The 24,611-nt window shown below is 36.2% G+C and carries 27 protein-coding genes; 21 read left to right on the plus strand and 6 right to left on the minus strand.

Features of this window, described 5'->3' with window-relative positions:
- Positions 1–87 precede the first annotated feature (87 nt).
- From COO03_RS24805 to COO03_RS24835, 8 genes are all read left to right on the plus strand, one after another.
- Positions 88–1,035 carry a hypothetical protein gene (locus COO03_RS24805; protein WP_097899625.1) on the plus strand — a complete coding sequence of 316 codons (948 nt, stop codon included), beginning with the start codon at positions 88–90 and terminating at the stop codon, positions 1,033–1,035.
- Between the two features lie 130 nt (positions 1,036–1,165).
- On the plus strand, positions 1,166–1,390 hold the full coding sequence (locus tag COO03_RS24810; RefSeq protein WP_097899626.1) for a helix-turn-helix transcriptional regulator: 225 nt from the start codon (positions 1,166–1,168) through the stop codon (positions 1,388–1,390).
- A 98-nt stretch (positions 1,391–1,488) separates the two neighbouring features.
- Positions 1,489–1,914 carry a hypothetical protein gene (locus COO03_RS24815; RefSeq protein WP_097899627.1) on the plus strand — a complete coding sequence of 142 codons (426 nt, stop codon included), beginning with the start codon at positions 1,489–1,491 and terminating at the stop codon, positions 1,912–1,914.
- A gap of 31 nt (positions 1,915–1,945) precedes the next feature.
- Positions 1,946–2,566: an HNH endonuclease gene (locus tag COO03_RS24820; RefSeq protein ID WP_097899628.1), complete on the plus strand. Its 621-nt coding sequence runs from the start codon at positions 1,946–1,948 to the stop codon at positions 2,564–2,566.
- Positions 2,567–2,816: 250 nt separating this feature from the next.
- Positions 2,817–2,978: a hypothetical protein gene (locus tag COO03_RS27280; protein WP_154724619.1), complete on the plus strand. Its 162-nt coding sequence runs from the start codon at positions 2,817–2,819 to the stop codon at positions 2,976–2,978.
- Between the two features lie 50 nt (positions 2,979–3,028).
- Positions 3,029–3,778: a hypothetical protein gene (locus COO03_RS24825; protein WP_097899629.1), complete on the plus strand. Its 750-nt coding sequence runs from the start codon at positions 3,029–3,031 to the stop codon at positions 3,776–3,778.
- A 112-nt stretch (positions 3,779–3,890) separates the two neighbouring features.
- A complete protein-coding gene (locus tag COO03_RS24830; protein ID WP_097899630.1) occupies positions 3,891–4,142 on the plus strand; it encodes a hypothetical protein in 252 nt (83 codons plus the stop codon).
- A gap of 2 nt (positions 4,143–4,144) precedes the next feature.
- A complete protein-coding gene (locus tag COO03_RS24835) occupies positions 4,145–8,593 on the plus strand; it encodes a hypothetical protein (RefSeq protein WP_097899631.1) in 4,449 nt (1,482 codons plus the stop codon).
- A 457-nt stretch (positions 8,594–9,050) separates the two neighbouring features.
- Here the strand turns inward: COO03_RS24835 and COO03_RS24840 are convergent, their stop codons facing one another.
- Positions 9,051–9,836: a GNAT family N-acetyltransferase gene (locus tag COO03_RS24840; protein WP_097899632.1), complete on the minus strand. Its 786-nt coding sequence runs from the start codon at positions 9,834–9,836 to the stop codon at positions 9,051–9,053.
- A 133-nt stretch (positions 9,837–9,969) separates the two neighbouring features.
- Here COO03_RS24840 and ytfJ point away from each other — a divergent pair, with 133 nt between their 5' ends.
- The 4 genes from ytfJ to COO03_RS24860 all read left to right on the plus strand — a co-directional run bounded on the left by ytfJ (position 9,970) and on the right by COO03_RS24860 (position 11,986).
- On the plus strand, positions 9,970–10,395 hold the full coding sequence (gene ytfJ, locus COO03_RS24845; RefSeq protein WP_097899633.1) for a GerW family sporulation protein: 426 nt from the start codon (positions 9,970–9,972) through the stop codon (positions 10,393–10,395).
- 160 nt (positions 10,396–10,555) lie between these two features.
- Positions 10,556–11,332, plus strand: coding sequence for an oxalate:formate antiporter (locus COO03_RS24850; RefSeq protein WP_097899634.1), 777 nt, complete (start codon positions 10,556–10,558; stop codon positions 11,330–11,332).
- A gap of 51 nt (positions 11,333–11,383) precedes the next feature.
- Entirely contained in the window at positions 11,384–11,704 is a 321-nt protein-coding gene (locus COO03_RS24855) for a hypothetical protein (RefSeq protein ID WP_097899635.1), read from the plus strand.
- A gap of 69 nt (positions 11,705–11,773) precedes the next feature.
- Positions 11,774–11,986 carry a hypothetical protein gene (locus COO03_RS24860; RefSeq protein WP_097899636.1) on the plus strand — a complete coding sequence of 71 codons (213 nt, stop codon included), beginning with the start codon at positions 11,774–11,776 and terminating at the stop codon, positions 11,984–11,986.
- A 29-nt stretch (positions 11,987–12,015) separates the two neighbouring features.
- Here the strand turns inward: COO03_RS24860 and COO03_RS24865 are convergent, their stop codons facing one another.
- The gene (locus COO03_RS24865; protein WP_097899637.1) at positions 12,016–12,354 is read right to left on the minus strand and encodes a permease; all 339 of its coding nucleotides are present in this window, start codon (positions 12,352–12,354) and stop codon (positions 12,016–12,018) included.
- Positions 12,355–12,558: 204 nt separating this feature from the next.
- On the opposite strand from COO03_RS24865, the gene COO03_RS24870 reads away from it, so the two are divergent.
- From COO03_RS24870 to COO03_RS24890, 5 genes are all read left to right on the plus strand, one after another.
- A complete protein-coding gene (locus tag COO03_RS24870; protein WP_097899638.1) occupies positions 12,559–13,236 on the plus strand; it encodes a class I SAM-dependent methyltransferase in 678 nt (225 codons plus the stop codon).
- A 99-nt stretch (positions 13,237–13,335) separates the two neighbouring features.
- The gene (locus tag COO03_RS24875) at positions 13,336–15,024 is read left to right on the plus strand and encodes a formate--tetrahydrofolate ligase (protein WP_097899650.1); all 1,689 of its coding nucleotides are present in this window, start codon (positions 13,336–13,338) and stop codon (positions 15,022–15,024) included.
- 90 nt (positions 15,025–15,114) lie between these two features.
- Positions 15,115–15,636 carry a hypothetical protein gene (locus tag COO03_RS24880; protein WP_141523283.1) on the plus strand — a complete coding sequence of 174 codons (522 nt, stop codon included), beginning with the start codon at positions 15,115–15,117 and terminating at the stop codon, positions 15,634–15,636.
- A gap of 25 nt (positions 15,637–15,661) precedes the next feature.
- Positions 15,662–16,831 (plus strand): DEAD/DEAH box helicase, encoded by a 1,170-nt coding sequence (locus COO03_RS24885; protein WP_097899640.1) that lies wholly within the window; start codon positions 15,662–15,664, stop codon positions 16,829–16,831.
- A gap of 191 nt (positions 16,832–17,022) precedes the next feature.
- Positions 17,023–17,850 (plus strand): sugar phosphate isomerase/epimerase family protein, encoded by an 828-nt coding sequence (locus tag COO03_RS24890; RefSeq protein ID WP_097899651.1) that lies wholly within the window; start codon positions 17,023–17,025, stop codon positions 17,848–17,850.
- A gap of 60 nt (positions 17,851–17,910) precedes the next feature.
- On the opposite strand, the gene COO03_RS24895 is transcribed toward COO03_RS24890, so the two are convergent.
- Positions 17,911–18,549 carry a zinc dependent phospholipase C family protein gene (locus COO03_RS24895; RefSeq protein ID WP_097899641.1) on the minus strand — a complete coding sequence of 213 codons (639 nt, stop codon included), beginning with the start codon at positions 18,547–18,549 and terminating at the stop codon, positions 17,911–17,913.
- Positions 18,550–18,578: 29 nt separating this feature from the next.
- Positions 18,579–19,451 carry a quinone oxidoreductase family protein gene (locus tag COO03_RS24900; protein ID WP_097899642.1) on the minus strand — a complete coding sequence of 291 codons (873 nt, stop codon included), beginning with the start codon at positions 19,449–19,451 and terminating at the stop codon, positions 18,579–18,581.
- Between the two features lie 199 nt (positions 19,452–19,650).
- Between COO03_RS24900 and COO03_RS24905 the strand changes: the two genes are divergently transcribed.
- Both COO03_RS24905 and COO03_RS24910 read left to right on the plus strand, forming a co-directional pair.
- Positions 19,651–20,229 carry a sigma-70 family RNA polymerase sigma factor gene (locus COO03_RS24905; protein WP_097899643.1) on the plus strand — a complete coding sequence of 193 codons (579 nt, stop codon included), beginning with the start codon at positions 19,651–19,653 and terminating at the stop codon, positions 20,227–20,229.
- Positions 20,226–20,906 (plus strand): DUF3600 domain-containing protein, encoded by a 681-nt coding sequence (locus COO03_RS24910; protein WP_097899644.1) that lies wholly within the window; start codon positions 20,226–20,228, stop codon positions 20,904–20,906. Before COO03_RS24905 ends, COO03_RS24910 begins: the two co-directional genes overlap by 4 nt.
- 261 nt (positions 20,907–21,167) lie before the next feature.
- Here the strand turns inward: COO03_RS24910 and COO03_RS24915 are convergent, their stop codons facing one another.
- Both COO03_RS24915 and COO03_RS24920 read right to left on the minus strand, forming a co-directional pair.
- A complete protein-coding gene (locus COO03_RS24915) occupies positions 21,168–22,139 on the minus strand; it encodes an MBL fold metallo-hydrolase (RefSeq protein ID WP_097899645.1) in 972 nt (323 codons plus the stop codon).
- Positions 22,140–22,228: 89 nt separating this feature from the next.
- Positions 22,229–22,450 (minus strand): DUF3925 family protein, encoded by a 222-nt coding sequence (locus tag COO03_RS24920; RefSeq protein WP_170958176.1) that lies wholly within the window; start codon positions 22,448–22,450, stop codon positions 22,229–22,231.
- 213 nt (positions 22,451–22,663) lie between these two features.
- Between COO03_RS24920 and COO03_RS24925 the strand changes: the two genes are divergently transcribed.
- Entirely contained in the window at positions 22,664–23,143 is a 480-nt protein-coding gene (locus COO03_RS24925) for a glutathione peroxidase (RefSeq protein ID WP_097899647.1), read from the plus strand.
- A gap of 289 nt (positions 23,144–23,432) precedes the next feature.
- Entirely contained in the window at positions 23,433–24,326 is an 894-nt protein-coding gene (locus COO03_RS24930; protein ID WP_097899648.1) for a mechanosensitive ion channel family protein, read from the plus strand.
- Positions 24,327–24,611 lie beyond the last annotated feature (285 nt).

Genomic DNA, 24,611 nt, shown 5'->3' on the forward strand with positions numbered 1-24,611 from the left:
GATGGAATTTAAAAGAAATAGAAAGAAAGACAAGCCGTGTGTTCCTTTTGGACATTCCATTATATAGAGCGGCAGAGGAGGAATTCTATGTTAGCGATGAAAGAAATTGAGTCTTCATTAGATAGAAATCATAGTAAACCGATAGAGAAATTTAAATTTGATGATTTACGTAATAGTATCCATACGCTATTTCCCGACTATAAGAAGAACGATTACAGGTTACATAGTTCATTCGATATTGATACACGTATGCGAGTTGCCAGTCCTTTTAGTGCCTTGGTTGCATTATATGACGGTGTGGGCATTAGACAGCGTTCAGTATTACTTGAGAAGCTAACGAACTTTATTCTTGCTGACGACTTTAATCAAGGCGTCATGTTAACGGATCGACCACGCGAAAAAGGAACGGAAAAATCCGAATACGTCCCGCTTGGCGAAGGCGCACGTAAGTTTCGACGACTAGAGGACGGTTTAACGCCTTTAACGGACAAGGAGTTACAACGGATAAAGAAATGTGAGGTATGTGAGGGGAAATTCATAGACGAGTCCAGGGCAGGTAACGCAAAGATATGCGGTGAATCTTGTCGTAGGATTAAAGACAGTACTCGTAAACGGAAAGAGTACAACCGAGCCGAGCATAATATCGAAGGTGAAGGGCGGTACATGCGTGATTGGAGACGTCAGCAATTAGATTATACGTTTTATTCTCCATATGAGCTGAATCATATCGGGGATTATAACGAATTAAAATCCGATGAGATAGAACAGATTGTTTCGGAAGTGAAATCTGAATTCGCAATGAACGATCAGAGAAAACCGGGGTTTAATTCGATGTCAGAGCTAGAGGGATCAGAGGACTATAAAGAGTTGAGTGAATACGTCCCGCGTTTTGGTAAAAAGAAACATGACATACGTTGGGGGACAGTTACCACGTATTCTATTAGTGAATTAGAAGAAGGGAAATGTTCTGAACGATATACAGACGCCGGCAAATGCGGTGATCAGCTCCGAGAGATTTGGTCACGAGTTTCCTAGTTTTATACTTTAATACCTCGGAGGTTTATACAAATTAGTATAGAGGTTAAATAGAAAAATCTCTAATTTTTACCTCGAATATACCATTTTTAATATAAAAACTACATTTTTAACAAGGTAGGTGAAAGGAATGAATATTACTAGGTGGCAAGTAAGAGCATTAAGATTACGAGGGAAGATGACACAACAAGAATTTGCAAAACATTTGGGAGTTTCAAGAGAATTAATTTCTAGTATCGAGAATGGGTATTGTCCAATTTCGAAAAAATTACAAGTGAATCTCTTGCAGGCGTATGAATTTACTCCGGAATTATATGAAGAGTTAGATCGTTACTGCCAGGTAATTAAATCATAATTTTTTATTTTCACTTCGATTAAAAAACATTATAAATATCCAATTATATTATACGATTTAAAATTTGCAAGGTCAATAAGAAAGGGAGTGGCGGTAGAGTGAATTTTAACGAAAATGAGATTGTAACGTTAGATATCGCTATACGTAAAGTTGAGGATGGCGTATTTGCAGCAGGGGCTTCTTTCCAATATCGACATGTTGAAGGTGGTAGCTATCGATATGAGCCATTTAAAGTTGCTAGCTTGTACATTGATAACCAGGACGTGACATCGACTAATAAGTGTATCTTGCATGCTTTAGAACAATTATCGAGTGAAATACCCGATGATACCAAACTAGTAAGAATACGTAGTGATATGCCACATTTTCACCGTGGTATGAAACTAAAAAAGATATTGGAACCAACTTTTAATAAGAAAGTAGTTATTCGGATTGTTCCGATGCTTAGTCGAAAACATGAAGAGATTTCTTTACTGATTAACGATGCCATCTTGCGTAAAGAAAGCGTCGTTTCAGATATATAATATTAACTTTTAAAAATGGAGGGTCTAAAATATGAGCGCAAAATATGCGGAAAAGATCGAATTAGAAACAAAGGTATGTAGTAGATGTAAAGAAGAAAAACCGGTAAAGGATTTTGCACTACATCATAAATATGGTTATCAATGGTATTGCCGAAATTGTGATGCGGAGTCAAAAAGTGCTTATGAGCAAACCCCACAAGGTAAAGCGAGTCGAGTAAATCGTAATGGTCGTAATCGAGTAACGAGAAATAATACTTTTGCGGATATTACAAATGGACAAGTAAGAGTGTTAATCGAACGATTTAATTCCTGTATGTACTGTGGTAAATCGTTAACGATGAAAACTTTGCAAATCGATCATGTAGTCCCAATGTCTTTTGCGGGACCACATCGTATTGATAACTTAGTAGTATGTTGCGGAGAGTGTAACCGTGTAGGCGGGAAAGGTGATATGTCAATCTTCGAGTATTATCGTCAGAACGAAGATTTTACGATGGAAAGATTAGAAGTAATTATCAACTATTTAGCTGAATTAAGCGGACAGTCAAAGTTAGACATATTTCAAGATATGCTTTGGGAAGACATGCTTTACTGTGCATCGAAGAAAGGTTTTAGACCTAAAATTTCACGTACTCTAATAGAATATGATTAAAAGAAAGAAGTGGTTTACATTAACAAAGCTATAGGGCAAATATTTGTTTCTACAAATCCGACCGTTGGTTTGGTTGTGACTTTGTATTTGATCGATTATTTAACTGGAGAGGTTATCTGTTCAGATACATACGCCAAATATGTATTTGAGATTGTAGATGATATAAACCGGTCGGTACGAGATATTTATTTAGCGGCAAAAGAAAACGGTTATTATGTGTTTGATTTGAAGATAGAAAGGAGTTGATGCTATGGAGGATATCGATGATATGAAAGTAGTAGCTAGTGAAGAAATCGTGAATGTATTTTACGGAAACTATGATGAACAGACACAAGAACGACTATTTTACTATACGGATGGTACTTTCGAATTTAAATCATTAAGTACTGATAGAGAAGACGAAGATGAATAAAAGTACGCCATACTAGGCGATAAACATAAAAAATTTAGGAGGAATGTATTATGACTGAATACAGAGATGTTTACGTATTGGAAAGTGGGCAGATTGAAGGTAGTTATAGAGAGCAAGGTAAAATTTACGCGTTTACTGAGAAAAAGGCCGGCGAATTAATCAGAGAGGGTAAGGCTAAAGATCCGTATAATTTTAAATTAAAACATTTGATTGATCAGTCTACAAAGTATTTAAGCGACTTTGAGAAAGAAAAGCAGGCAATTAAAACGAGTGATCGCCTTACAGATGTTGCGAAGAAAGAAGACACACAAGCCTTAGTTGAAAAATATAATCTATCCTTTGATGTAATTCAAAGTATTTATAAAGAAGAACTTAGTACTCGTTTAGATGAAGCAAAGAAAGAAGCCGGTGTTGCTTCGTTAAAAACTGAAACTAAGTACGATCCACATAAGGTAGAGCAGGAGGCTGGCATCATCACTTCTCATATAGTTATGACACCTAATATCAAAGAAGTTATTTCTTATATAGAAGAGAAAATCACATATATGGACGTTGAAGTTGCGCGGGAGGTGTTGTCTAATTTCGTTAATATTAAAGCGCATTTAGATACGTTACATAACGGTGACCCGTTACAAAGTATGCGTATTAGAAAACTATATGATGATCTAACACGCGCTGCCACTGGACAAGCACAGATTGATGTGAATTCAGATGTCGGATTATGGTCCGCGTTGAATGACCACCGCGATGACATCGCATGGGAATGGCGAAGAAAGAAACAATTTATGGGAGTAAGATAGTGCAGTATGAGTAAATGATGCGAAATAAATACTTTTAATTAGGATGACACCTGAGCCAAAAGAGCGTGGGTGTTTTTTCTTTATATCACTAAAAATTTAAAGGAGAGATTATATGGAGGCTTTAACGAGGTTACAAAAAATGCATGAAATCACCGAGAAACTAGCAAATACGAAGGATTTAGACGAGCTGAGAAGTTATATTAGCCAATTACTAGTAATGATGAACGAAGAGCTAATGAGAACAAATGGTGTTTCAGAAGCAATGCTTCAGCAGATTTATGAAATTCAGCGTTTGCGTGACTTCATTGAGAAAAAAGGGCTGATTTTAGAGTACGAAATGTACAGAAATCGCGGGAGTAATTAAAAATGTCTAGTAACGTGGTAGAAGTAAAATTAATTGCTGATATTTCTAATATAACAAACGGTTTTAAGCAGGTGACGGCAGCAGCGGATAATTTCAAACAAACGATGAGTAGTTTAAACATAGATGTACCAGCGCCTAACACAGGTAACTTTAGTTCGGGCATGGGACAAGTATCTAGCGAGGCAGCACGCGTTAACCAAGAGATGCGGGCGCTTCAGCAAGAAATACGCGCTATGCGGAACGAGATGAGGTTAGCTAATGAGCAGGCGTTAATGCCTTTCCGCCGTCAAATGCTTGAAGTTGAAAAAGGTTTTTATGAGTTAGCTAACGGTATGGATAGTTATTCGGGGTCAACGGAAGAACTTATAAGCCAAGCTACCGAACTAGGCGCACAACAAAAGAAAGCGGCAGATGCGATGCTAAATGCTAATAAAACGGCTATGGTGTCGATGTTACAGACAATCGGTATGATGAACAACATGAGTACCACCGCTAGTAGGATATCTACTAACTATGCTAATATGGGTAACCCTTTATTATCCGCGAATAGAGCGGGTTTAGCACTAGCAAATTCACTAGAGCAAGTGGCGAATAGCGGTAGTTCCGCACAACTAGCTTTAGAATTATTAGGCCCGACCGCTAGTATGAAAGAATTACAAAATACTATGCGTGATATTGACAAGCAAGTAATGGCATTCCCAATGGTGTTCGGCATGGCGGCGGCGTCCGCTCTTATGCTATATGGTGCTTTGCATAGCGCTAATATGGAAATGAATCCGAAGTATGCAGAAGCCTATGGGAACATGATCGAGAAACTAGGGGAAGCATTTAACCCGATGAAAGAAGCCTTTGCAGCCGTAATGATCCCACTATTTAATTTTATAGCAGGCATAGCCGACTTAATTATAAAATTCAACGAAGCGCATCCGGCTTTAGCTAAATTTATACAAGGTACGATGATGTTAGTTCCCGCATTGATGTTAATACTATCGCCATTGTCAATAGGTATTGGCTATTTCAAAGGGTTACGAGCGATTCTATTCATGCTAAAACCGGCAATAATGCCTATCATTACAGGATTCGCTGCCATGAGTGCTACTGTATGGATTGTTGCGGCAGCTATCGCAGGGCTTGTAGTCGGAATGACCCATTTGTGGAAAACGAGCGAGACGTTTAGAAATGGCGTCATGTCAGTAGTCGCTAGTCTAAAAGTCTTTGGACAAGCGTTATTAGATTTAGGTAAGTACCTATTTTGGGCGGTAGCTAGTGGCGATTCAATGAACGATTGGCTAACGCACCTTCCAAAAAGTATGCAAGGTGTGGCACAAGCGATTGGGGAGGCGTTGAGTAAAGTCCATGCTTTCGTTCAAGTGTTAATTGACTTAGGTAAATACTTATTCTGGGCAGCAGCAAGCGGTGATACTCTTAATGATTGGATTACTCATTTACCGGAAGGACTACAAGGTATTGCGCAGTCAATAGGCGAGGTGTTAAGTAGTATAAACGCTTTCGGACAAGCGTTGGTAGCGTTAGGTAAATACCTACTCTTCGCAGCATTAGACGGTGACGCCCTTAACGACTGGATTACGCATTTACCTGTAGGATTCCAAAATGCGGCGCAAGTAATCGGTGAGGCGGTCGTTTCCATTCGGGAAGGGCTTCTAAGTCTTTTTGAGGCGATAAAAGCGGCATTTAGCGGAGATTTTAGCCAATTAACGACGATTTTTGCAACGATTGCCCCAACGATTGTCGGCTATTTACTCGGTGGGATTCCCGCAATTATGATAGCCGCGGCAAGATTCGCACCGACTATCGCAGAGGCAATTACAGCTGGAATGCCTATTATTCTAGAAGTTATCAATACTTTGATTACGAATCTAGTAACCTTTTTTACGACGGCATTACCGCAACTAGTGACAATCGGAGTGCAAATTATAACGAATATTATTACCGGTCTGACTCAAGCTCTCCCTATTATTATAGAATCGCTAGTTACTATAGTAACTACTTTGATGAGTACACTAACAGAATTGATAGGCACTTTATTACCTGTTTTGCTTGAAGCTGGAATGCAGATTTTAATGGCGATAATAAACGGAATTACTCAAAATTTACCGTTAATTGTCGAGGCGATTATTCAAGTAATCACGACTTTATCTGATGCGTTGGTACAAAATTTACCTATGATTGCTGAAGCGGGCATACAGATACTTACGTCCTTACTTGACGGAATAGTATTGATGTTACCGAATTTAATTCAATTAGCAGTAGATTTAATCACTACTATTAGTGACATGCTGACTCAGAATTTACCATTGATACTTGATGCCGGCATAAAAATTCTAATGACTTTAGTTGATGGAATTATTCAGATACTTCCTCAGTTGATTGATACAGCGTTAGATTTGATTATAAAGATATCTGATACACTAATGCAAAATCTACCGAAAATCCTTGACGCAGGTATTAAAATTCTGATGGCATTAATAGACGGTATTATCCAAATCATACCTAAATTAGTGACGGCTATTATAGATATAACAGTTAAAATTCTTACAATCTTATGGGATTCCTTACCTCAAATGCTTGAAGCGGGTAAGAAAATCTTGACAGAGTTTTGTGTAGGGATCATCTCAATCATTCCTCGTATGTTAGGGATCTGGGACAATGACCTTATGGGTAGAATCAAAACTATCGTGTCTAGCGGTTTTGATAATGTTAAACAAGTTATACAAGCAGCTCTTTCCTTTATCCAAGGACTATTCCAAATGATATTCCCTATTGTCGAAGGCGTCGTTAAAATCGCTTTTGCCAATATACAACTAGCTATCAAGAATGCTGTAACTGTTATAAAAGGATTAGTCAAAATGGTCGGGCAATTATTCTCTGGTGACTGGAAAGGCGCTTTCAATACAGCGAAGCAGATTGCTACTGACATCATGAATAACATCAAATCTACGTTCGAAAATCTTGATTTAGTCCAAATTGGTAAAAATATCATTAACGGTTTAATCAATGGTATTAAGTCAATGGCTAGTGGTGCAATAAATGCTGTTAAGGAAATTGGTAGCAATATTAAAGACGCATTGACTAGTTTCTTCGATATTCACTCTCCTTCCCGTGTAATGCGTGACGAGGTCGGTAAGAACATCGGAGCAGGACTTATTATCGGTATGCTTAGTCAAAAGAACGCAGTAGGACAAGCAGCCAATGAGTTAGCTAGGGCGATGCAATATCCGTTCGAAGAGTCGAAAAACTGGATCGTAGATAAGAAAGCGTTAAAGCAACTGTCGTTAACAGACGAACTCCGCGCATGGGAACGTGTGCAAAGTCGTTTTGCTGAAGGTACAAAAGAACGTATGGAAGCGGATAAAGAAGTAGTACGCGTTAAGAAGGAAATTAACGATAAATTACTTCAAATTAACGAGGAATACGTATCGAAAGCTCAGGCGATAAATAATAAATTAATCGAGCAAGAAAAGGCGATAACCGCGGAATACGAAAAAGCCGTCTCAGACCGTGCGCGTTCGATTACTGATTTCGTTGGACTTTTCGATAAAGCTAAAGGTACAACGGAATTAACCGCAGAAGATTTACTTGGTAACTTATCTAGTCAAGTAGATGTCGTTGACCAATGGGCGGATAATATTCAATCGCTTTTAAGCCGTGGGTTAGACAACGGTTTACTAGATCAGCTTAAACAAATGGGTCCAAAGGCGGCGGGAGAAGTGGCTGTTCTCGCTAAAATGACGGACGCAGAGTTAAGAAAGTACAATCACCTTTGGCTTATTAAAATGGAACAAGCTCGCATCGTTTCGACGGATCAAATGAAATCTATGAAAGACGATATGCTTAAGAAACTTGATGAATTGAGAAGCGGATCAGCGAAAGAACTAGCGCTACTAGAAGGCGAATTCGCAACGAAAATCGCTGAAATCAATACGGGAACGTTATTCGAATTTAACGCAATGGCGGCTACATTACCAGATATCGGAGCGAACGCAATTCGCGGACTAATGCAAGGTATGCAAGGTATGCGTCCGGAACTGATGGCAGTCGCAGAATCTATCGCTAATTCAATCAAAGCGGTAATTCAGTCAGCGCTTGATATCCATTCGCCTAGTAGATGGATGCGCGATATGATCGGCGTTAACATGATGCAAGGTTGGATTAACGGAATGAAAGCGATGCAAGGAGCGGTCGAGAGAACAGCGTTAGAAGCAACCGATTGGATGAAACCGGAGCAAATAAACGTAAGACCTAATGACGTTAACGGTGTGAACGCAATTAAGGGACGTGTATTAGATAGCGGTACATTACGTAGTGCGTCAGTACAGAATTCGTTCCAGCCTACGGTAAACATCCAATTGCCGGAAGGTACGTCAGAGGCACAAGCATTACGTAAGCAGAAACGAGTACTTAGACAACTTGGTACGGAAATGGGGTGGTAAATATAACGACGGGTATCTCTAACGAGGTATCCGTTTCTTTTTTTATTTATAGACGAAAGGAAGCGAGAGCATGAGAGTAGAAACGCAAGTAAAACGATTAATTAGAGATACATGCGCCTGTTACACACCGAAAGAAGGTAATTGTATTATGATAGGCTATATCGTAATGTATTGCGTAAATAATAACAACAGAGGCGACGAGTCTTTCCACGATTGGAAGGATTTGTCGCCGCTTTTTTTGTGGATAATTCCGTCGGAATACGTAATTTATTGCGATATTTATTTACCGAAAGTCACATGTTACGGCTTGTACAAATAGTAAGATGTAGGGTAAAATGTGGATAATGATATACATCGTTAAGAGTGAACGGTATCAACAACCGTATTGAACAAAAACATTCCTCATTAAACGCCTTCAACGTCTATATTATCGGTAACCATTAAAACACGTACATTGTTATCGATACATCGTCCACATCCCAATGTCTTTAAATCCTAATCGCTTATAAATTCGTCCAGCTACTGGATTGTTATAAAATAAGCAAAGTGTTCTTCCTTCTTTAATAAAATCTTGTATCATTTTTTGTAATATGAGTGAAGCATATCCGTTCCCACGATAATTTGGATGTGTACATACTCCAACAACCATTGCGGATAAGGAATTTTCGGCAGAGGTAGAGGCGGAAGCGATGATTTCTCCATCTTTTTCAAGATAGTAAGTGCGTCCTGTATTCGTTTCAATGGATTGTCTTAAAATTTTTTCTGATTGGTCTGCGCTAGGGAATTCTTCAATGTTACTTCGAAGCTTCATAATTCGTTCCACATCATCTATTGAAGCAATTTTAATTGTTTCGTGAATTGGAGTAGTTGGTAAGCTGGTATCATCTTTACATTCACAAAAATACATTTTATTTTTTAGACCTAGTTGTATGCTTTGTATGTTTTCAAGTTTTTCTACAACGTCTGATTTACCGGAGATTTTTAATGGGTTATAACCTGAAAGGATCCCTTCATAGTCGTCTGCGGAAAAGTCTGCTTTTCCATATGGTATAAATGAGTCATGAAAGCGTAGTAATACGGATTGTATTTTGTCATTCTCTGCAAATTTTCCCCATAATTCTTGGAAATCTGTATCATAACCAAATGCCTCAACGTCTCCAATGATAAATAAGTTAATTGCGGCTTCTTCCTTTAGAAATGCAAGTACTTGTTCATGATCACTCGTTGTCAATTCCCGTATCATAAATAACTCTCCTTTTATTTTGTTTTTTCTAAATATTATTACTTATTGTTTTTGAATGCAATATAAAATTTTATGTTTAGTTCACAAAGTTTCGGAAAAACTAGGAAAGATATGACAAAGGAGGTTATGAACGGTGGATCATCCAATTCAAGGATTAATGAAAGCAGCAATGGAAAATTTAAAGGAAATGGTCGATGTTAATACGATTGTTGGAGAGCCTGTTCAGACGGCTGACGGCGGTGTAGTGTTAACTGTTTCCAAAGTAGCATTTGGATTCGGAGCAGGGGGATCAGATTTCCAAACGAATGATGGACAAAGAACACAAGGAAATCCAGCATTTGGCGGCGGTAGTGCGGGTGGTGTTTCGATTACACCAGTAGCATTTCTTGTTGTGAACAAGGATGGCGTAAATATCCTTCACTTACAAAATGGGACACACTTAGCTGAAAAAGTGATTGAACTTGCTCCACAAACGATTGATAAGATTCAATCTATTTTTCAAAAAAATGAAAAGCATGATGAACCTCATCGTCCTCAAAATCCAGACGAAATTGCGTAAAAAAGCCTGTTTTTTAACAGGTTTTTTTTCTTGTAATCACTATGTAATAAAACTCATGAAATTGTAAATAGTTTTTGAAGTTTTTTCTATGTTTCTAAAATTTTTCATGTTAAAATATGCTATAGAATTGAAACATATAAAACGAAGGTGGCTAGGTGCTTTGTCTGGAGGATCTGACCAAGTAAAAAATATGATATATATTAATGGTAATCGTCGGGGTCATTGTTTTATTACATCTGGAATTACATTTGAAGAGTTTGCAAGTAATATCCCTTCACCGCTTCATCAAGTGTTGCTTTTAAAACATAATTTTGAGTGGACTGATTTTCATTATCATACTTTATTCGAATATGTCGAAGAAGAAAACATACATAAATTAATGAAAGCAGAGATTGATGAATTTGATGAGTTCTGTTGGGTAGATTTTGATGATGCAAGTGATTTAGATGAATTAGAGCCAAAAGAAATTGCAGAATTGTTATATTTGGCTCACAAAAAAGAACCACTTGGAAGAGCGTTCTTTCCGCTGCTGAAAAATAGATTTGTTTATTTTTCACATGATGACGGCTGGTACAACAAAGTGTATTACCGTAGAATCTCTGATTTTGTAGGAATGCTTAGTAAAGTAATTCCTTATAAACTTGGTTCATTTGGAAAAAAACGTTTCTCTTTCTTTCAAAAATCAAAAATTTTCCCTGCAATTTCAAAAGAAGTTATTCTTGGACTTGTCCCGTTAATGGAAGATGGAATGTATATTGATTTAGCAGGGAAAATAGAGTCAAGAAGAGGTCTGGAGATTCCTGTATATGTAGTTGGTTCGTATGAAAGTACGGATGAAGTACTAGATAATATTGAGGAATTAAAAGGAGAAGCAACAGAAACGGGCTGGCTTATTTTTGATAAAAAAGAACAAGAATGGCAATGGGCTGTGGACTAAGAAAACTTGACGAGTTTGGTCAAGTTTTCTTGTTTTTTGAAAGGAGAACAAATGAAGAAATATTATACAATCGTGGGTATTGTAAGTATTATCCTCGTTGCAGTACTACTTTTAACTTGTCCGAAAGAATCTGATTTTTGGTTGTATATAGAGGATAAGTATAATTTAAGCTGTAATCAAAATAGCTTTGAATGCACACAAAATGTAGGGAAAACAGAAGAAAAAATGAAGTTTATAAGTACGGATACACGAAATGGTGTATTCTTTATGACAGTGAAACAAACATTTGAAACAGAGACTGGCAAAAAGAAAGAGTATAGTGGAGTGGGGATATTTGGTACATTTCTTTTTGTTTCGGAAAAGACTTTCTAATGATAGAAGGTCTTTTTTTTATGTTCATGTTCATATAGATGAAGTAAGACAAGCATAGGAGGGATAGGGTTGAAGAAAACATGTATTGTTTGCGGGGGAGAAGAGTTTTTTTCATCAACATTATATGCTCGTACGAAACAAGATTGGGCATACGCACCAAATATGTATCGTTTTGAGAAAGTATTTATTGAACATCGAGATGAAGAGAACTACCCAGTATTTCAAGAGATTACAGCAAAACATTGCTGCGGATGTGGACATATTATGCTATACCATGAATGAACACACCAAGTATAACTTGGTGTGTTTTTTTATAATGCTGACAAAGCAAGCGGATATAACAAAGTAAATAAGATAGAAAAACTACCAAATCCAATTGCTGTATATCCGAGGGTTCTTGCCCCGAAATTGATAGCTAATAAGCCAATTAAAATGGAAAGGGAGCCGAGTGTAACAGGATAAAAGGCAATCGAAAATAAAGACAGAAATAGTGCAACATAACCGATGAGTGTTCCAGTATTGGTACCTTCTATTTCATGTGCGATTTCTTTACGCCTTTGTCTAATCGGAAGATGTTGCGGTGAGATTTCAACTGCATACTCTTCGTTTTTTTGACCACTTTTCAAGTGATGTGTTCGCTTTCTAGGCATGTACATCCCTCTCTTTCAATTGGGTGTACTCTTATTATTATTCATAAAGAAGAGAACATGAGTATGAGTTATATCCAAGTCAAGAAAAATTTGGAGAATACAGAGTCTGGTGCTACCTGATCCATCTCTTCATGAGAATAAACAGGAATTAAGGAAATTGATGTAGAATGAAATGAATGAAAACGAGTGAAGGTAGGGGAAGGTATGACAAAGTTTAATTGGCATGAATCAGCAGAAAGAAAATGGGATTATAATGCAGAATCTTGGAATCAAAATAGTCAAGAAATGTGGGATCATGGGAGCCGCAGTACAATCGTCCCATTTTTTGAAAAGTATGTAGAAAAAAGTACTGCAGTTTTAGATGTTGGATGTGGTGACGGCTATGGTACATACAAATTAAGTGTTGCTGGATATAAAGCGTGCGGAATCGATTTATCTGAGAAAATGATTCAAAAAGGGAAGGAGCGCGGAGAGGGGCCTAATTTATCGTTTATAAAAGGAGATCTTTCTTCGTTACCTTTTGAAAATGAACAATTTCCAGCAGTATTAGCCATTAATTCATTAGAATGGACGGAAGATCCATTGCGGGCATTACAGGAGATAAAACGTGTTTTGCAACCTGCTGGATATGCATGTATTGCTATTTTAGGACCAACAGCAAAACCACGTGAAAATAGCTATTCTCGCTTATATGGAAAAGATGTTGTTTGTAATACGATGATGCCGTGGGAATTTGAAAAGCTTGCAGAGGAGCAAGGATTTCAAATAGTGGATGGAATTGGTGTATATAAACGAGGTGTAAATGAAAAAATGCTCGGCCAATTGTCAATAGAACTCCAGCAAGCATTAACCTTTTTATGGGTATTTATGCTAAAAAAATAACATCTGAAGAAATGCACAAATTTAGGAGGGAAATAAGTGCAGAAAATACAAAAAACTGATACAATATGGGCAGAACCAATTAAAGGGGGACTAGGGTATATGACAACTACTACAACATTTAAATCCGATATTGAAATTGCACAAGAAGCAAGCATGAAAAAAATTCAAGAAATCGCAACCGAGTTAAACATTCTAGAAGAAGAACTAGAGCCTTATGGCCACTATAAAGGGAAATTATCTCTTGATATTTTTAAGCGCTTACAAACTGCAGAAGACGGAAAAGTTGTTTTAGTAACAGCGATCAACCCAACTCCAGCAGGAGAAGGTAAATCAACAGTAACAGTTGGTTTAGGTCAAGCTTTTAACAAAGTTGGTAAAAAAGCAGTGATTGCACTTCGCGAACCATCTCTTGGACCAACAATGGGATTAAAGGGTGGTGCAGCAGGTGGCGGTTATTCACAAGTAGTACCGATGGAGGATATTAACCTTCACTTTACTGGTGATATTCATGCGATTACAACTGCAAATAACGCACTAGCAGCGTTTATTGATAACCACATTCAACAAGGAAATGTACTTAAGATTGATACACGTAAAATCGTTTGGCAGCGTTGTGTTGATTTAAATGACCGCGCACTGCGAAATGTTGTAATTGGTCTTGGTGGACCAGTTCAAGGTGTGCCGCGTGAAGATGGTTTTGATATTACGGTAGCATCTGAAATTATGGCTGTATTCTGCCTTGCGACAGATATTCAAGATTTAAAAGCACGTCTATCCCGCATTGTAGTTGCTTATAACTTGGATAATCAACCAGTAACAGTGAAAGATTTAGGCGTTGAAGGGGCATTAACGCTTTTATTAAAAGATGCATTAAAACCAAATTTAGTACAAACATTAGAAAATACACCAGCAATTATTCATGGCGGTCCATTTGCTAATATTGCACATGGTTGTAACAGTGTTATTGCTACAACAATGGCAGCAAAATTAGGTGACTATGTGATTACAGAAGCTGGTTTTGGCGCAGACTTAGGCGCTGAAAAATTCTTAGATATTAAAGCACGTGCAGCGGGCATTAAGCCAGAAGCAGTAGTTATCGTTGCAACAATTCGTGCGCTTAAAATGCACGGTGGTGTGGCAAAAGATCAGTTGAAAGAAGAAAATGTAGATGCATTAGCAAAAGGAATGGAAAATCTACAAAAACACGTTGAAACAATTCAAAGCTTCGGTGTTCCATTCGTAATTGCAATTAACAAATTCATTACAGATACAGATGCAGAGGTTGCATACTTACAAGAATGGTGTAACGAGCGTGGCTATGAAGTATCCTTAACAGAAGTTTGGGAAAAAGGTGGCCAAGGCGGTGTAGACCTTGCTGAGAAAGTATTAAAAGTAATTGAAAAAGGTGATAACAAGTATGCACCACTTTACGATTTAGAATTATCATTAGAAGAAAAAATTCGGACAATTGCTCAAAAAGTATACGGTGCAAAAGATATTGAATTTGCTCCAAAAGCTCGTAAGCAATTGGTTCAATTTGCAGGTGAAGGCTGGAGTAACCTACCAGTGTGTATGGCGAAAACACAATATTCTCTTTCTGATGATGCAACAAAATTAGGTCGACCATCTGACTTTATTGTTACAATTCGTGAACTGAAGCCATCTATCGGTGCAGGATTTATTGTTGCATTAACAGGAACAATGTTAACAATGCCAGGTCTTCCAAAACAACCAGCTGCACTTCAAATGGACGTAAATGAAGAAGGAAAAGCAGTAGGTTTATTCTAAAAGGTTGTAATTCATCTCATTTATCTGTAAACTATATATACATCAAGTGGCGCCTTTCCATCGAAAGGCGCCTGTTTTTTGGAGGAAATTATGTTTGATCCAACTGCTTTTGAAAATTTAAAAGTAATCGTTGAAGGAGCTGTCTATGATTTTGATTTACATGGTGACATTCTTGTAACGAATCGAAAAGATATGATGGACCTTGCCTCATTAAGCCGTATATATAATATTTCATTTCAATTAAACGAATCGTTTGAAACGCTAGTAGAAGCAACATTTTCATTATCCGTAGATGCGAAGAATTTATCGGGTGAGATATTGGAAGTACCTCAGTTTATACCGGGGTGCGAAATGAAACTAGGATTTACATTTCCATTGCAGCACCCAGAAACACAGTGTCAAGAAATTGAAAATTTGTTGCAATCTATCTGGGGAAAAGAACGAATGATTACGCAACAAATTTCATACGAATATAATAAGCGAGCGATTTCATATCATAATAAGGTAGAAGTTCTATTTCAAAAAGCGATTACAGAAGACCATGTTGATGATTTAATAGCTGTTATTTCTCACATGATAGAAACAGTGCGAACAATACAACATTTTCTTTAAAAATAGAGATAAAGGAGAAAAACAAATGATAAAAGATATGCAACCATTTTTGCAACAAGCTTGGGAGAAGGCTGGTTTTAAAGAGTTTACTGAAATCCAAAAACAAGCGATTCCAACTATTTTAGAAGGACAAGATGTTATAGCTGAATCTCCGACTGGGACAGGAAAAACATTAGCGTACTTATTACCCCTTTTACATAAAATTAACCCTGAAGTGAAACAACCACAAGTTGTCATTTTAGCACCAACGCGTGAACTTGTTATGCAAATTCATGAAGAGGTCCAAAAGTTTACAGCAGGAATTGATATTTCAGGTGCATCTTTAATTGGTGGCGCAGACATTAAGCGCCAAGTAGAAAAGCTAAAGAAACATCCAAAAGTAATTGTTGGTTCACCAGGACGTATTTTAGAATTAATTCGCATGAAAAAATTAAAAATGCACGAAGTAAAGACAATTGTATTTGATGAATTTGATCAAATTGTCAAACAAAAGATGATGGAATCGGTATTTGATGTCATTAAATCAACAATGCGCGATCGTCAATTAGTATTCTTCTCTGCAACAATGACAAAAGACGCGGAAGAGGTAGCACGTGATTTTGCGATAGAACCACAATTAGTTCGCATTAAACGCGCGGAAACAAAAAGTGTAGTTGAACATACGTATATCGTTTGTGAGCGTCGTGAAAAAAATGATTATGTTAGAAGAATTATGCATATTGGCAATGTGAAAGCAGTAGCCTTTTTAAATGATCCATATCGTTTAGATGAGATTGCTGAAAAATTAAGGTATCGTAAGATGAAAGCAGCAGCACTTCATGCAGAAGCAAGCAAACAAGAACGTGAAGCGACGATGCGTGCATTCCGTCAAGGGAAATTAGAAATCTTACTTGCCACTGATATTGCGGCACGTGGATTAGATATTGATGATTTAACACACGTAATTCATTTAGAATTACCAGATACATTAGATCAATATATTCATCGTTCAGGTCGTACAGGGCGTATGGGGAAAGAGGGGACAGTTGTTTCTCTTGTTACTCCGCAAGAAGAGCGTAAACTATTGCAATTTGCGAAAAAATTAGGCATTCAATTTAAAAAGCAAGAAATGTTTAAAGGTACTTTTGTAGAGTCAAAACCGAAAGCACCAAAGAAAAAGAAACCTGCATTTACTGGGAAGAAGAAGCCTAGATAAATAATGAAAAGAAAGACGTAACTATGGATAGAACATAGTTACGTCTTTTTATTTTGTCAGAAGGAACAGCATAGAGAATGTCGAATGTTACTGTTAAATGGACTATGTTGAAATAGCGATGCAATATAGTGTAATTACTAAATGAATAAATAAATAAATAAATAAAATAATAGGAGGAAACGATTATGAAAATGAAAAGGGAATTTGGGATGTTTTTAAATACTAAACATATTGATGTGAATGAAGGGATAAAGAAGGCGAGGGAGTGGAATTTAGATTACATTCAATTATATGCTTTAAATGAAAAGTTCAACTTAGCTAATTTGTCTAAGTTAGAAATTGATGGCTTAAAGGAGAGGTTATCTTTTGAGGGGATTACAGTTTCATCACTGGCTATTAATTTTGGGCAAAATGGCGTTGTAAGTGATGAAATAGAGAATATAATTACACGATATAAATATATTCTTGATATGGGATTAGAGCTAGGGGCAAACATTATAACAGCCCATATTGGAAAAATTCCAGACCATGATAATTGTAAGTTATATGAGAATATGCAAAAGGTTTGTTATGCCATAGGGAATATTTCGGAAAATACGGGTAGTGTTTTTGCTATTGAGACCGGTTCTGAAAAAGCGATAGTATTAAAAGAGTTTTTAAAGAATATAAATTCCAAAGGGCTAGCTATTAACTTTGATCCAGCAAATATAATTAGTGATATAAATGAAAATCCAATAGAGAGTTTATATTTTTTGAAAGATTATGTTATACAAACTCATATAAAAGATTGTAAAAAAATGAAAGAGAAAGATTTAAGGGTTTATAAGGAAGTGGCAGTGGGGAATGGGGAAGTAGATTTTGATTCACTATTCGCTGTATTAGATGAAATTGAATTTAGTGGTTGTAATATCATTGAAAGAAATAATTATTTTGATCACATGAATGGGATGAAGCAGTCGGTAAGCTTTTTAAAGAAATATTTCGATGTTGGAAAAGAAAGTGATACATACATAATTTAGGGAGGCTGTCTTAATTATATTAAAATGATAAAAAGCCCCCATATGAAAGAAGTGAGGGCTTTAAAATTTTGTAGTAGATCTATTGTTCGAGAGCTGTTCTAGATAGAATACTCCTTTCTCAATAGCAGTCTCTACATAACCGACGATTTGATCAAATGTGAACACTTGTAAGTTTGTATGCAAATCTTGCTTGGGGTACAGCAAATCATCAAAAATAAGCTTTTTAAAAGCTAGCACATTTTCTTCTGTTACTTCCGCAAACTTTGGTATGTTTGCATGTTGATTAAGGATAGAAAGGAATTGCTGCTCTTTATCGTAATGATGTAATAGTTTTGCATTCAACAGTTTAAAGTCGTTATGATACAGGGGTAAAATTGTTTTGTCATGCTCGATTCTATTTTGGAGCCAAGGAAGAAAAAAGCCGTGTAGCCAATTATCATCAGCAATAAGATGCGTATAATATCCTAAAATAAAAGGGGAATCCATGAATGATTCATATTTATGAAAAAATGAATCATAATCAATTCTTCTTGTATAGTTCTTTGTTGTACCAGCATAGAAATGGGAAGCTTCTTTTTCTTTTTTTGAATGAACTGCATCGGGAGCTACGCTGCCGAGCAAGAAAGAAGTTTTATCTTGAATGGATAATCTCTCTGCAATACCATTTGCAATAATTAAATGCATAATGCGTGATCCCATGAATGACACCTCTATTTCATGTATTCATTTTAGGGAGTAGACTGGACGTTTAGTATAACTTTCCCCACACTCTGTCTACTTTCGACCCATTCATGTGCTTTCCCTGCATCTTGAAGTGTAAAACGTTTACCAATTTCAATTTGCAGGCTTCCATCACGTAAATAATGAAAAACTTGATCAGCGGTATGACGGAGTAATTGAGGACGTTTCTTTCGAGTTGTTCCAAAGCTAAAGCCAAGAATAGAACGACAGCTTGTATGTAAATCCTTTGTACGGAATGTGCCAATTTCACCGCTCGTATTACCAAAATGGACAAGGCGACCGTAGTAAGCTAAACACTCCAAGCTTTTTTCTGATACTGTACCAGAAATCGAATCCAAAATAACATCGGCACCTTTACTACCAGTAAGTTCATTTACCTTTTCACTAAAATCTTCATCTTGATAACAAATAACATGATCAGCCCCAGCTTCTAAAGCGATTTTCTTTTTTGCTTCACTTCCGACATTTGCAAGCAGGTTATAACTCGTAAAAGATACGATAGGACAAGCGGCTGCAGTTGTAAAGTCAATTTCATCAGGTAATACAAAGGTAAGGTTTTCATTTGCGACAACATATTCAGCATACGAACCAGTAAGAGGAAAGGCGATTACACGCTGTCCTACACGAATATTTTTCACATCTGAACCTACTTGTTCTACAATTCCTGCCGCATCTATACCTGGAATAAATGGGAGTTGTCCATTCCCTTTTTTGCCATAACGCGATTTAATATCGGCAAAATTGACGCTTGTCGCGATAACGCGAATTAATACTTGCTTTTCATTAAAAGTCGGCATATCTATTTCTGTATACTTCATTGTTTCAGGTCCACCAAATGCAGTTACAATAATAGCTTTCATAATATATCCCCCTAAAATAGATTCTATATATGATTTTAAAGACCTATCATAAAATAGAAAATTATATAATTGTTATAAAAGGCTATAAGTAGACGTTATAAAACGATTTATTCGTGTATATAAAAATTTATGTAAAAAAAATCGAACGAAATGTTTTTTACTTGCCAATATATAGTATAAGACAAAGGAGGGATGATAAATGGACGGGGAAACAGACTATCAGCGTCTTATTCAATTAACTCTATCAGGAAATCAAGAAGCATATAGTGAACTATATGATAAAACAATTCAAGATGTTTATAAGACAGCCCATTTTTTGATAGAGGAAAAGACAGATGTAGATGATGTGGTTCAAGAGATATACATACAGTTATATCAATCACTTAGTAGATATGATACAGAAAAATCCTTTCGGCCATGGTTAATAGGGCTTGTGATAAGACAAATCCACTCATATAGGAGAAAAAGGTGGATGCGCTTACGTATTGTCAAGAAAGCTGAGGAACAGAGACAGCCAATTGAATTTGATTTTTCTAGTAATGTTGTGAACAAGATTTCGAATCAAAAGCTTATTGCACTCATTCATAAATTACCTTACAAATTGAAACAAGTTATTATACTACGGTATTTACATGAATATTCGCAGGAAGAAGTAGCAAATATTTTACATATTCCAGTTGGGACGGTTAAATCACGAATTCATGCGGCATTAAAGAAATTACGTCAAAAGGAGCAAGTGGAAGAAATCTTTTTAGGAGAGGTAGGGGATATGAAATGAGTTTAGATTATCAAGTAAAAGAATCGCTTCAAGAAGAAGCAAAAGGGATTGTACCACCACCTGAGTTGAAAGAAAAAGTAATGATTCAAATAAAAATGAAGCGCGGAGGGAAAACAATGAAAAAGCGTCTTATTACAGGAGTACTTGCAGCGGCATTATTAATTCCAACGACTGGATTTGCTTATCAATCCATTATGGCAGATGGAATATACGGATCATTTGAAAATTTAAAAAAGCATGCAGGAAATGCAACATTAAAAGGATATATGAGCTTAGATGCTAAATTGTCGCAAGCAAAAGGTGAAATAGGGGAAAAGGAGTATGAAGAGTTTACAAAGCATTTAAAAAAATTAACAAATGCTAAACTTGAATATGGTGATTCAAACGGCAATATTGATTATGACCAATTATCGCCAGCGAAAAAAGAGGAAATGAAAAAGGTATCAATGGAACTTCAGCCGTATTTTGATAAATTGAATGGACACAAATCTAGTAAAGAAGTATTAACTTCTGAGGAATACAAACAGTATATAGATGCCACAATGACTTATGAGAAAGTATTAGTAAAAACGAAATCAAGTGGAGGTATAACCGTAGAAGAAGTTCCTGATGCATACAAAGAGGAGTTTGTAAAAGCGGAACAGTTTATGGAGTATGTAAATGAAAAGGTGCAGTAAGTTACTAAAAAGAAGAGCCTTTATATAGATAGGCTCTTCTTTTTAGTATATAAAAGTTATTATTTAAATTTCCTTACCGCATGTATGGCCACCCTTACAAGGAGAATGGCACTTATAAATAAACCAACATGGTCAACCACTCTTGAACATTGATTGTTTGGCTCTTATATATTGTTGCTAAATGTAATACGTAGATCGAAATACTACCAAATTTGTGTGTTTATGATTGGAAAAGTATATCCTCTTATGATTCCTACTCATTTAGTTAGTAGTTGTTTCCGTTTTTTCTTGTTTTGTAAGATAATCAATAATCCCCATCGCACTGATCTCCATATCGAGTTTGATAACATCGTAAATAGAATGGGTTAATGGTACACCCTGTTTTGTAAGATGTGCGGATACATTTTCAAGCAATAAAGTATACAGTTCATGACTTGCTGTTTCAAAAACTTGATTTTTTTCAAAAACTTGTTTTCCTAAGTCAACAAAGATAGGTAGCCAGTATTCAAGTTGTTTATATACTTCAGAAACATGGGAAGATGCACCATAATGCCCAAAATAGATGGAGTCAACATTCATATTTCGAATACAGTCTTTTGCTGCAATCATCGCATCAGGTTGAAACTGTGAAGGTGATGTTGTTGGTAAATATAATTCAACGTTCAGATCAATCAATTCTCGATAATAAATACCAATTGTATCGCCCGTGAAAATACCGTTTGTTAAAGAATCATGGATGCTAATATGGTGTTTTGCATGCCCTGGTGTATCATAAAATGTTAGTATCCGGTTTTCAGAGATTTGTAGTGTTTCTCCATCTTGTACGACATGGACGCGGTTCTCTGGAATGGGCAGGATTGGATTAAAGAGTTCATCAAAAGTATCACCATATACTGCTTTTGCACCTTGAATAAGTTTTGTAGGATCAATCATATGACGAGCCCCGCGCGGATGGACAAATAAAGTAGCATTTGGACATTTTTCCATCATTAAGCCAGCTGCACCAGCATGGTCAAGGTGAACATGTGTCACAATAATATTTTTAATATCTGTTAAATTAATACGTAATTGTTGTAAACCATTTAATAGATAGGGAAGAGAAGGGGCAGCACACGTTTCAATTAAAGTAATGTTATCGCCTAATAAAACGTATGTACCTGTACGTTCGTCATGTTGCAAATCGTGATCGTCGATAAGGTATAACTGAGAAGATAATTGCTCTACTTTTTTCACACTTATCACTCCTTGTAGTCTAGTATTCTTTTATTATAAAAGAAAAAGGCAGAAAACGAAAAATCGTTTTCTGCCTTTATGTAATGTTGTTATTTATTTTGGTATTTATTAATTGATATAATGAAGAATCCAACAATGCCTCCAACGACTGGCAGAGTGATCATTCCTGCTAAAGTAAAGTATTTACTTAAAAATAGTCCATTTACATCCATTACCCAACCAGCGACAAATAGTAACATCATATATAGTACGAAATAAAACTCGCGATTCGAAAGCATTTTACGTTGTGCAGTTCTCATTATCAACACCATCCTTTATCAATTTATAATGGAATTGAAAATGTCACAATTTAGAAAGTAAACTGTCACATTTTGTTCACAATCTAATTGTAAAACTTTCCAAGGAAAATGTCTAGTAGTTTGTGTCAAATTTTTGAACAAAAATAAAGCGTTGTCATTAGACGAGAAAACTAAATACATATATGATTAGAATAAATAAGAAATAATAGAGAGGAGCAGGTATATATGACAGTTTATGATTTTTCTGCAAAAACAATTACAGGAGAAGAAAAATCGCTGAGAGATTATGAAGGAAAAGTGCTTCTCATTGTAAATGTCGCAAGTAAATGTGGATTTACACCGCAATACAAAGGGTTACAATCAGTATATGAAAAATATAAAGAACAAGGATTTGAAATCCTCGGCTTCCCATGTAACCAATTTGGAGGACAAGAACCAGGTACAGAAGACGAGATTACAAGTTTTTGTGAATTAAACTATGGTGTATCCTTTCCGATGTTTGCTAAAGTGGATGTGAAAGGGGAATGGGCTCATCCACTTTATATATATATGACGGAGCAGGCACCTGGAATATTTGGAATGAAGGCAGTGAAGTGGAACTTTACGAAGTTTTTAGTAGGACGTGATGGCAAAGTGATGAATCGTTTTGCACCGAAAACGAAGCCGGAAGATCTAGAGAAAGAGATTGAAAAAATACTTTCATAAAGTGAAAGTTTTCTCAGTGTTTTTTTGTCATTTACCGCTGAATATTGTGAGTTTGAAATTAAGTCGTACCGTTTTGAATAAAGTTATACCGTTTATAAAAAAATTGCACCTTTATACCCCTTTAGATTATCTAAAGGGGTATATTTATAGTAAAAAGGAAAAGAACATCTGGAATTGAAAGATCGATTAAGGAACTGTTGAGTGACAATAAACTATTTCGTTAAAGGGTCATATTGTTGAAGATGAACTAGGAATAAAAATCAAAATACATAGTTAAGGAAGTGGATGGATGAATTTATTAACTGTTACTGAGGAATTTTTTAATTATGTAAGGGAGTTTTTACTTTTAAGATTTACACTATTTGCTTTGGTCCTCATGACTTTTTCTTTTGTCATAAACCGTATTATTGATTGGTTCTTTAGGAAGTCAAGTTTTTTTGATGAAGAAGTAGAACAGACGATTCAAAGTGTAATTCGATCAATTATTAGGTATGGAATTATAATCAGTCTTGTTTTTTATCTAATTAGTCAATTTATAGATATAAAAGGTATTCTTGCAGGTGCAGGGATTGCCGGAGTTGTCATCGGTTTTGCTGCACAACAGATGCTAAAAGATGTTATATTAGGGTTCGCAAGATTAACGGACAAAGAATTTCGTGTCGGCGATTTTGTTACTTTTAACGGAACAAGTTCAGGTACCATTGAGGAAATTGGTATTCGCTTTATGCAAATTCGTGAATGGTCGGGAAAACTCCTTACCATCCCACATGGAGAGATTAGAACGATACAAAATTTTAATAAAGGCTGGATGCGGATTATTGAAAGGATTACGGTAAGTTATCAGGAAGATCCTACAAAAATAAAGGAATTGTTAGAAAATGTATGTGTTATCTGCAATGAAAAATTGGATCAAAGCCTATATAGGATAGAGGACGAGGCTGTTGAACCATTTCAATATACTGGTGTTACAGACTTAAATCCAAACCTTAAATATGTTGGGTACGAATTTTGTATTGTAGGTTTGGTTAAACCTGAAGAGTATTTTGAAACTTCTAGGCAAGTAAGATTTGAACTAATGTCTATATTCCATAAGAATCAAGTACAAATGCCTGCAGCGAATATGTTCGTTCATACTGAAAAATTACAGGAGATTCCTGGAGAGCAGCTTTCGCCAGGCAGGTAAAGAAAACTAACTTATTGGAGATCCTAGGTCAGTTCATGAGGTGTAATTGGAAGTTATATTTAGAATTTGGGTTTGTAGACTGGCAGATTTCGATGAGCTTAAGGGGTTAAACAATTCCTCTTAAAAAAGTAACTTCCGTACTCGGGCGCAATTTTGCAGCAAGAATTGTGCTCAATCTTTATGTATCAGGACATATTCTTGAATAACTAATTATGGAAATAATAGAAATTTGAGATGGTGCGGTAGTGGAATAAGGAACATTAAATTAATCAAACTCCCTCATTA

It is taken from the genome of Bacillus sp. AFS098217, from assembly GCF_002551815.1.
Taxonomy (GTDB): domain Bacteria; phylum Bacillota; class Bacilli; order Bacillales; family Bacillaceae_G; genus Bacillus_A.

Coding starts and splice junctions, on each gene's coding strand:
- COO03_RS24805 (WP_097899625.1), top strand. CDS start 88: ATGTTAGCGATGAAAGAAATTGAGTCTTCATTAGATAGAAATCATAGT.
- COO03_RS24810 (WP_097899626.1), top strand. CDS start 1,166: ATGAATATTACTAGGTGGCAAGTAAGAGCATTAAGATTACGAGGGAAG.
- COO03_RS24820 (WP_097899628.1), top strand. CDS start 1,946: ATGAGCGCAAAATATGCGGAAAAGATCGAATTAGAAACAAAGGTATGT.
- COO03_RS27280 (WP_154724619.1), top strand. CDS start 2,817: ATGGAGGATATCGATGATATGAAAGTAGTAGCTAGTGAAGAAATCGTG.
- COO03_RS24825 (WP_097899629.1), top strand. CDS start 3,029: ATGACTGAATACAGAGATGTTTACGTATTGGAAAGTGGGCAGATTGAA.
- COO03_RS24830 (WP_097899630.1), top strand. CDS start 3,891: ATGGAGGCTTTAACGAGGTTACAAAAAATGCATGAAATCACCGAGAAA.
- COO03_RS24835 (WP_097899631.1), top strand. CDS start 4,145: ATGTCTAGTAACGTGGTAGAAGTAAAATTAATTGCTGATATTTCTAAT.
- COO03_RS24840 (WP_097899632.1), bottom strand. CDS start 9,836: ATGATACGGGAATTGACAACGAGTGATCATGAACAAGTACTTGCATTT.
- COO03_RS24855 (WP_097899635.1), top strand. CDS start 11,384: ATGAAGAAATATTATACAATCGTGGGTATTGTAAGTATTATCCTCGTT.
- COO03_RS24865 (WP_097899637.1), bottom strand. CDS start 12,354: ATGCCTAGAAAGCGAACACATCACTTGAAAAGTGGTCAAAAAAACGAA.
- COO03_RS24870 (WP_097899638.1), top strand. CDS start 12,559: ATGACAAAGTTTAATTGGCATGAATCAGCAGAAAGAAAATGGGATTAT.
- COO03_RS24875 (WP_097899650.1), top strand. CDS start 13,336: ATGACAACTACTACAACATTTAAATCCGATATTGAAATTGCACAAGAA.
- COO03_RS24880 (WP_141523283.1), top strand. CDS start 15,115: ATGTTTGATCCAACTGCTTTTGAAAATTTAAAAGTAATCGTTGAAGGA.
- COO03_RS24885 (WP_097899640.1), top strand. CDS start 15,662: ATGATAAAAGATATGCAACCATTTTTGCAACAAGCTTGGGAGAAGGCT.
- COO03_RS24890 (WP_097899651.1), top strand. CDS start 17,023: ATGAAAAGGGAATTTGGGATGTTTTTAAATACTAAACATATTGATGTG.
- COO03_RS24895 (WP_097899641.1), bottom strand. CDS start 18,549: ATGGGATCACGCATTATGCATTTAATTATTGCAAATGGTATTGCAGAG.
- COO03_RS24900 (WP_097899642.1), bottom strand. CDS start 19,451: ATGAAAGCTATTATTGTAACTGCATTTGGTGGACCTGAAACAATGAAG.
- COO03_RS24905 (WP_097899643.1), top strand. CDS start 19,651: ATGGACGGGGAAACAGACTATCAGCGTCTTATTCAATTAACTCTATCA.
- COO03_RS24910 (WP_097899644.1), top strand. CDS start 20,226: ATGAGTTTAGATTATCAAGTAAAAGAATCGCTTCAAGAAGAAGCAAAA.
- COO03_RS24920 (WP_170958176.1), bottom strand. CDS start 22,450: ATGGTGTTGATAATGAGAACTGCACAACGTAAAATGCTTTCGAATCGC.
- COO03_RS24925 (WP_097899647.1), top strand. CDS start 22,664: ATGACAGTTTATGATTTTTCTGCAAAAACAATTACAGGAGAAGAAAAA.
- COO03_RS24930 (WP_097899648.1), top strand. CDS start 23,433: ATGAATTTATTAACTGTTACTGAGGAATTTTTTAATTATGTAAGGGAG.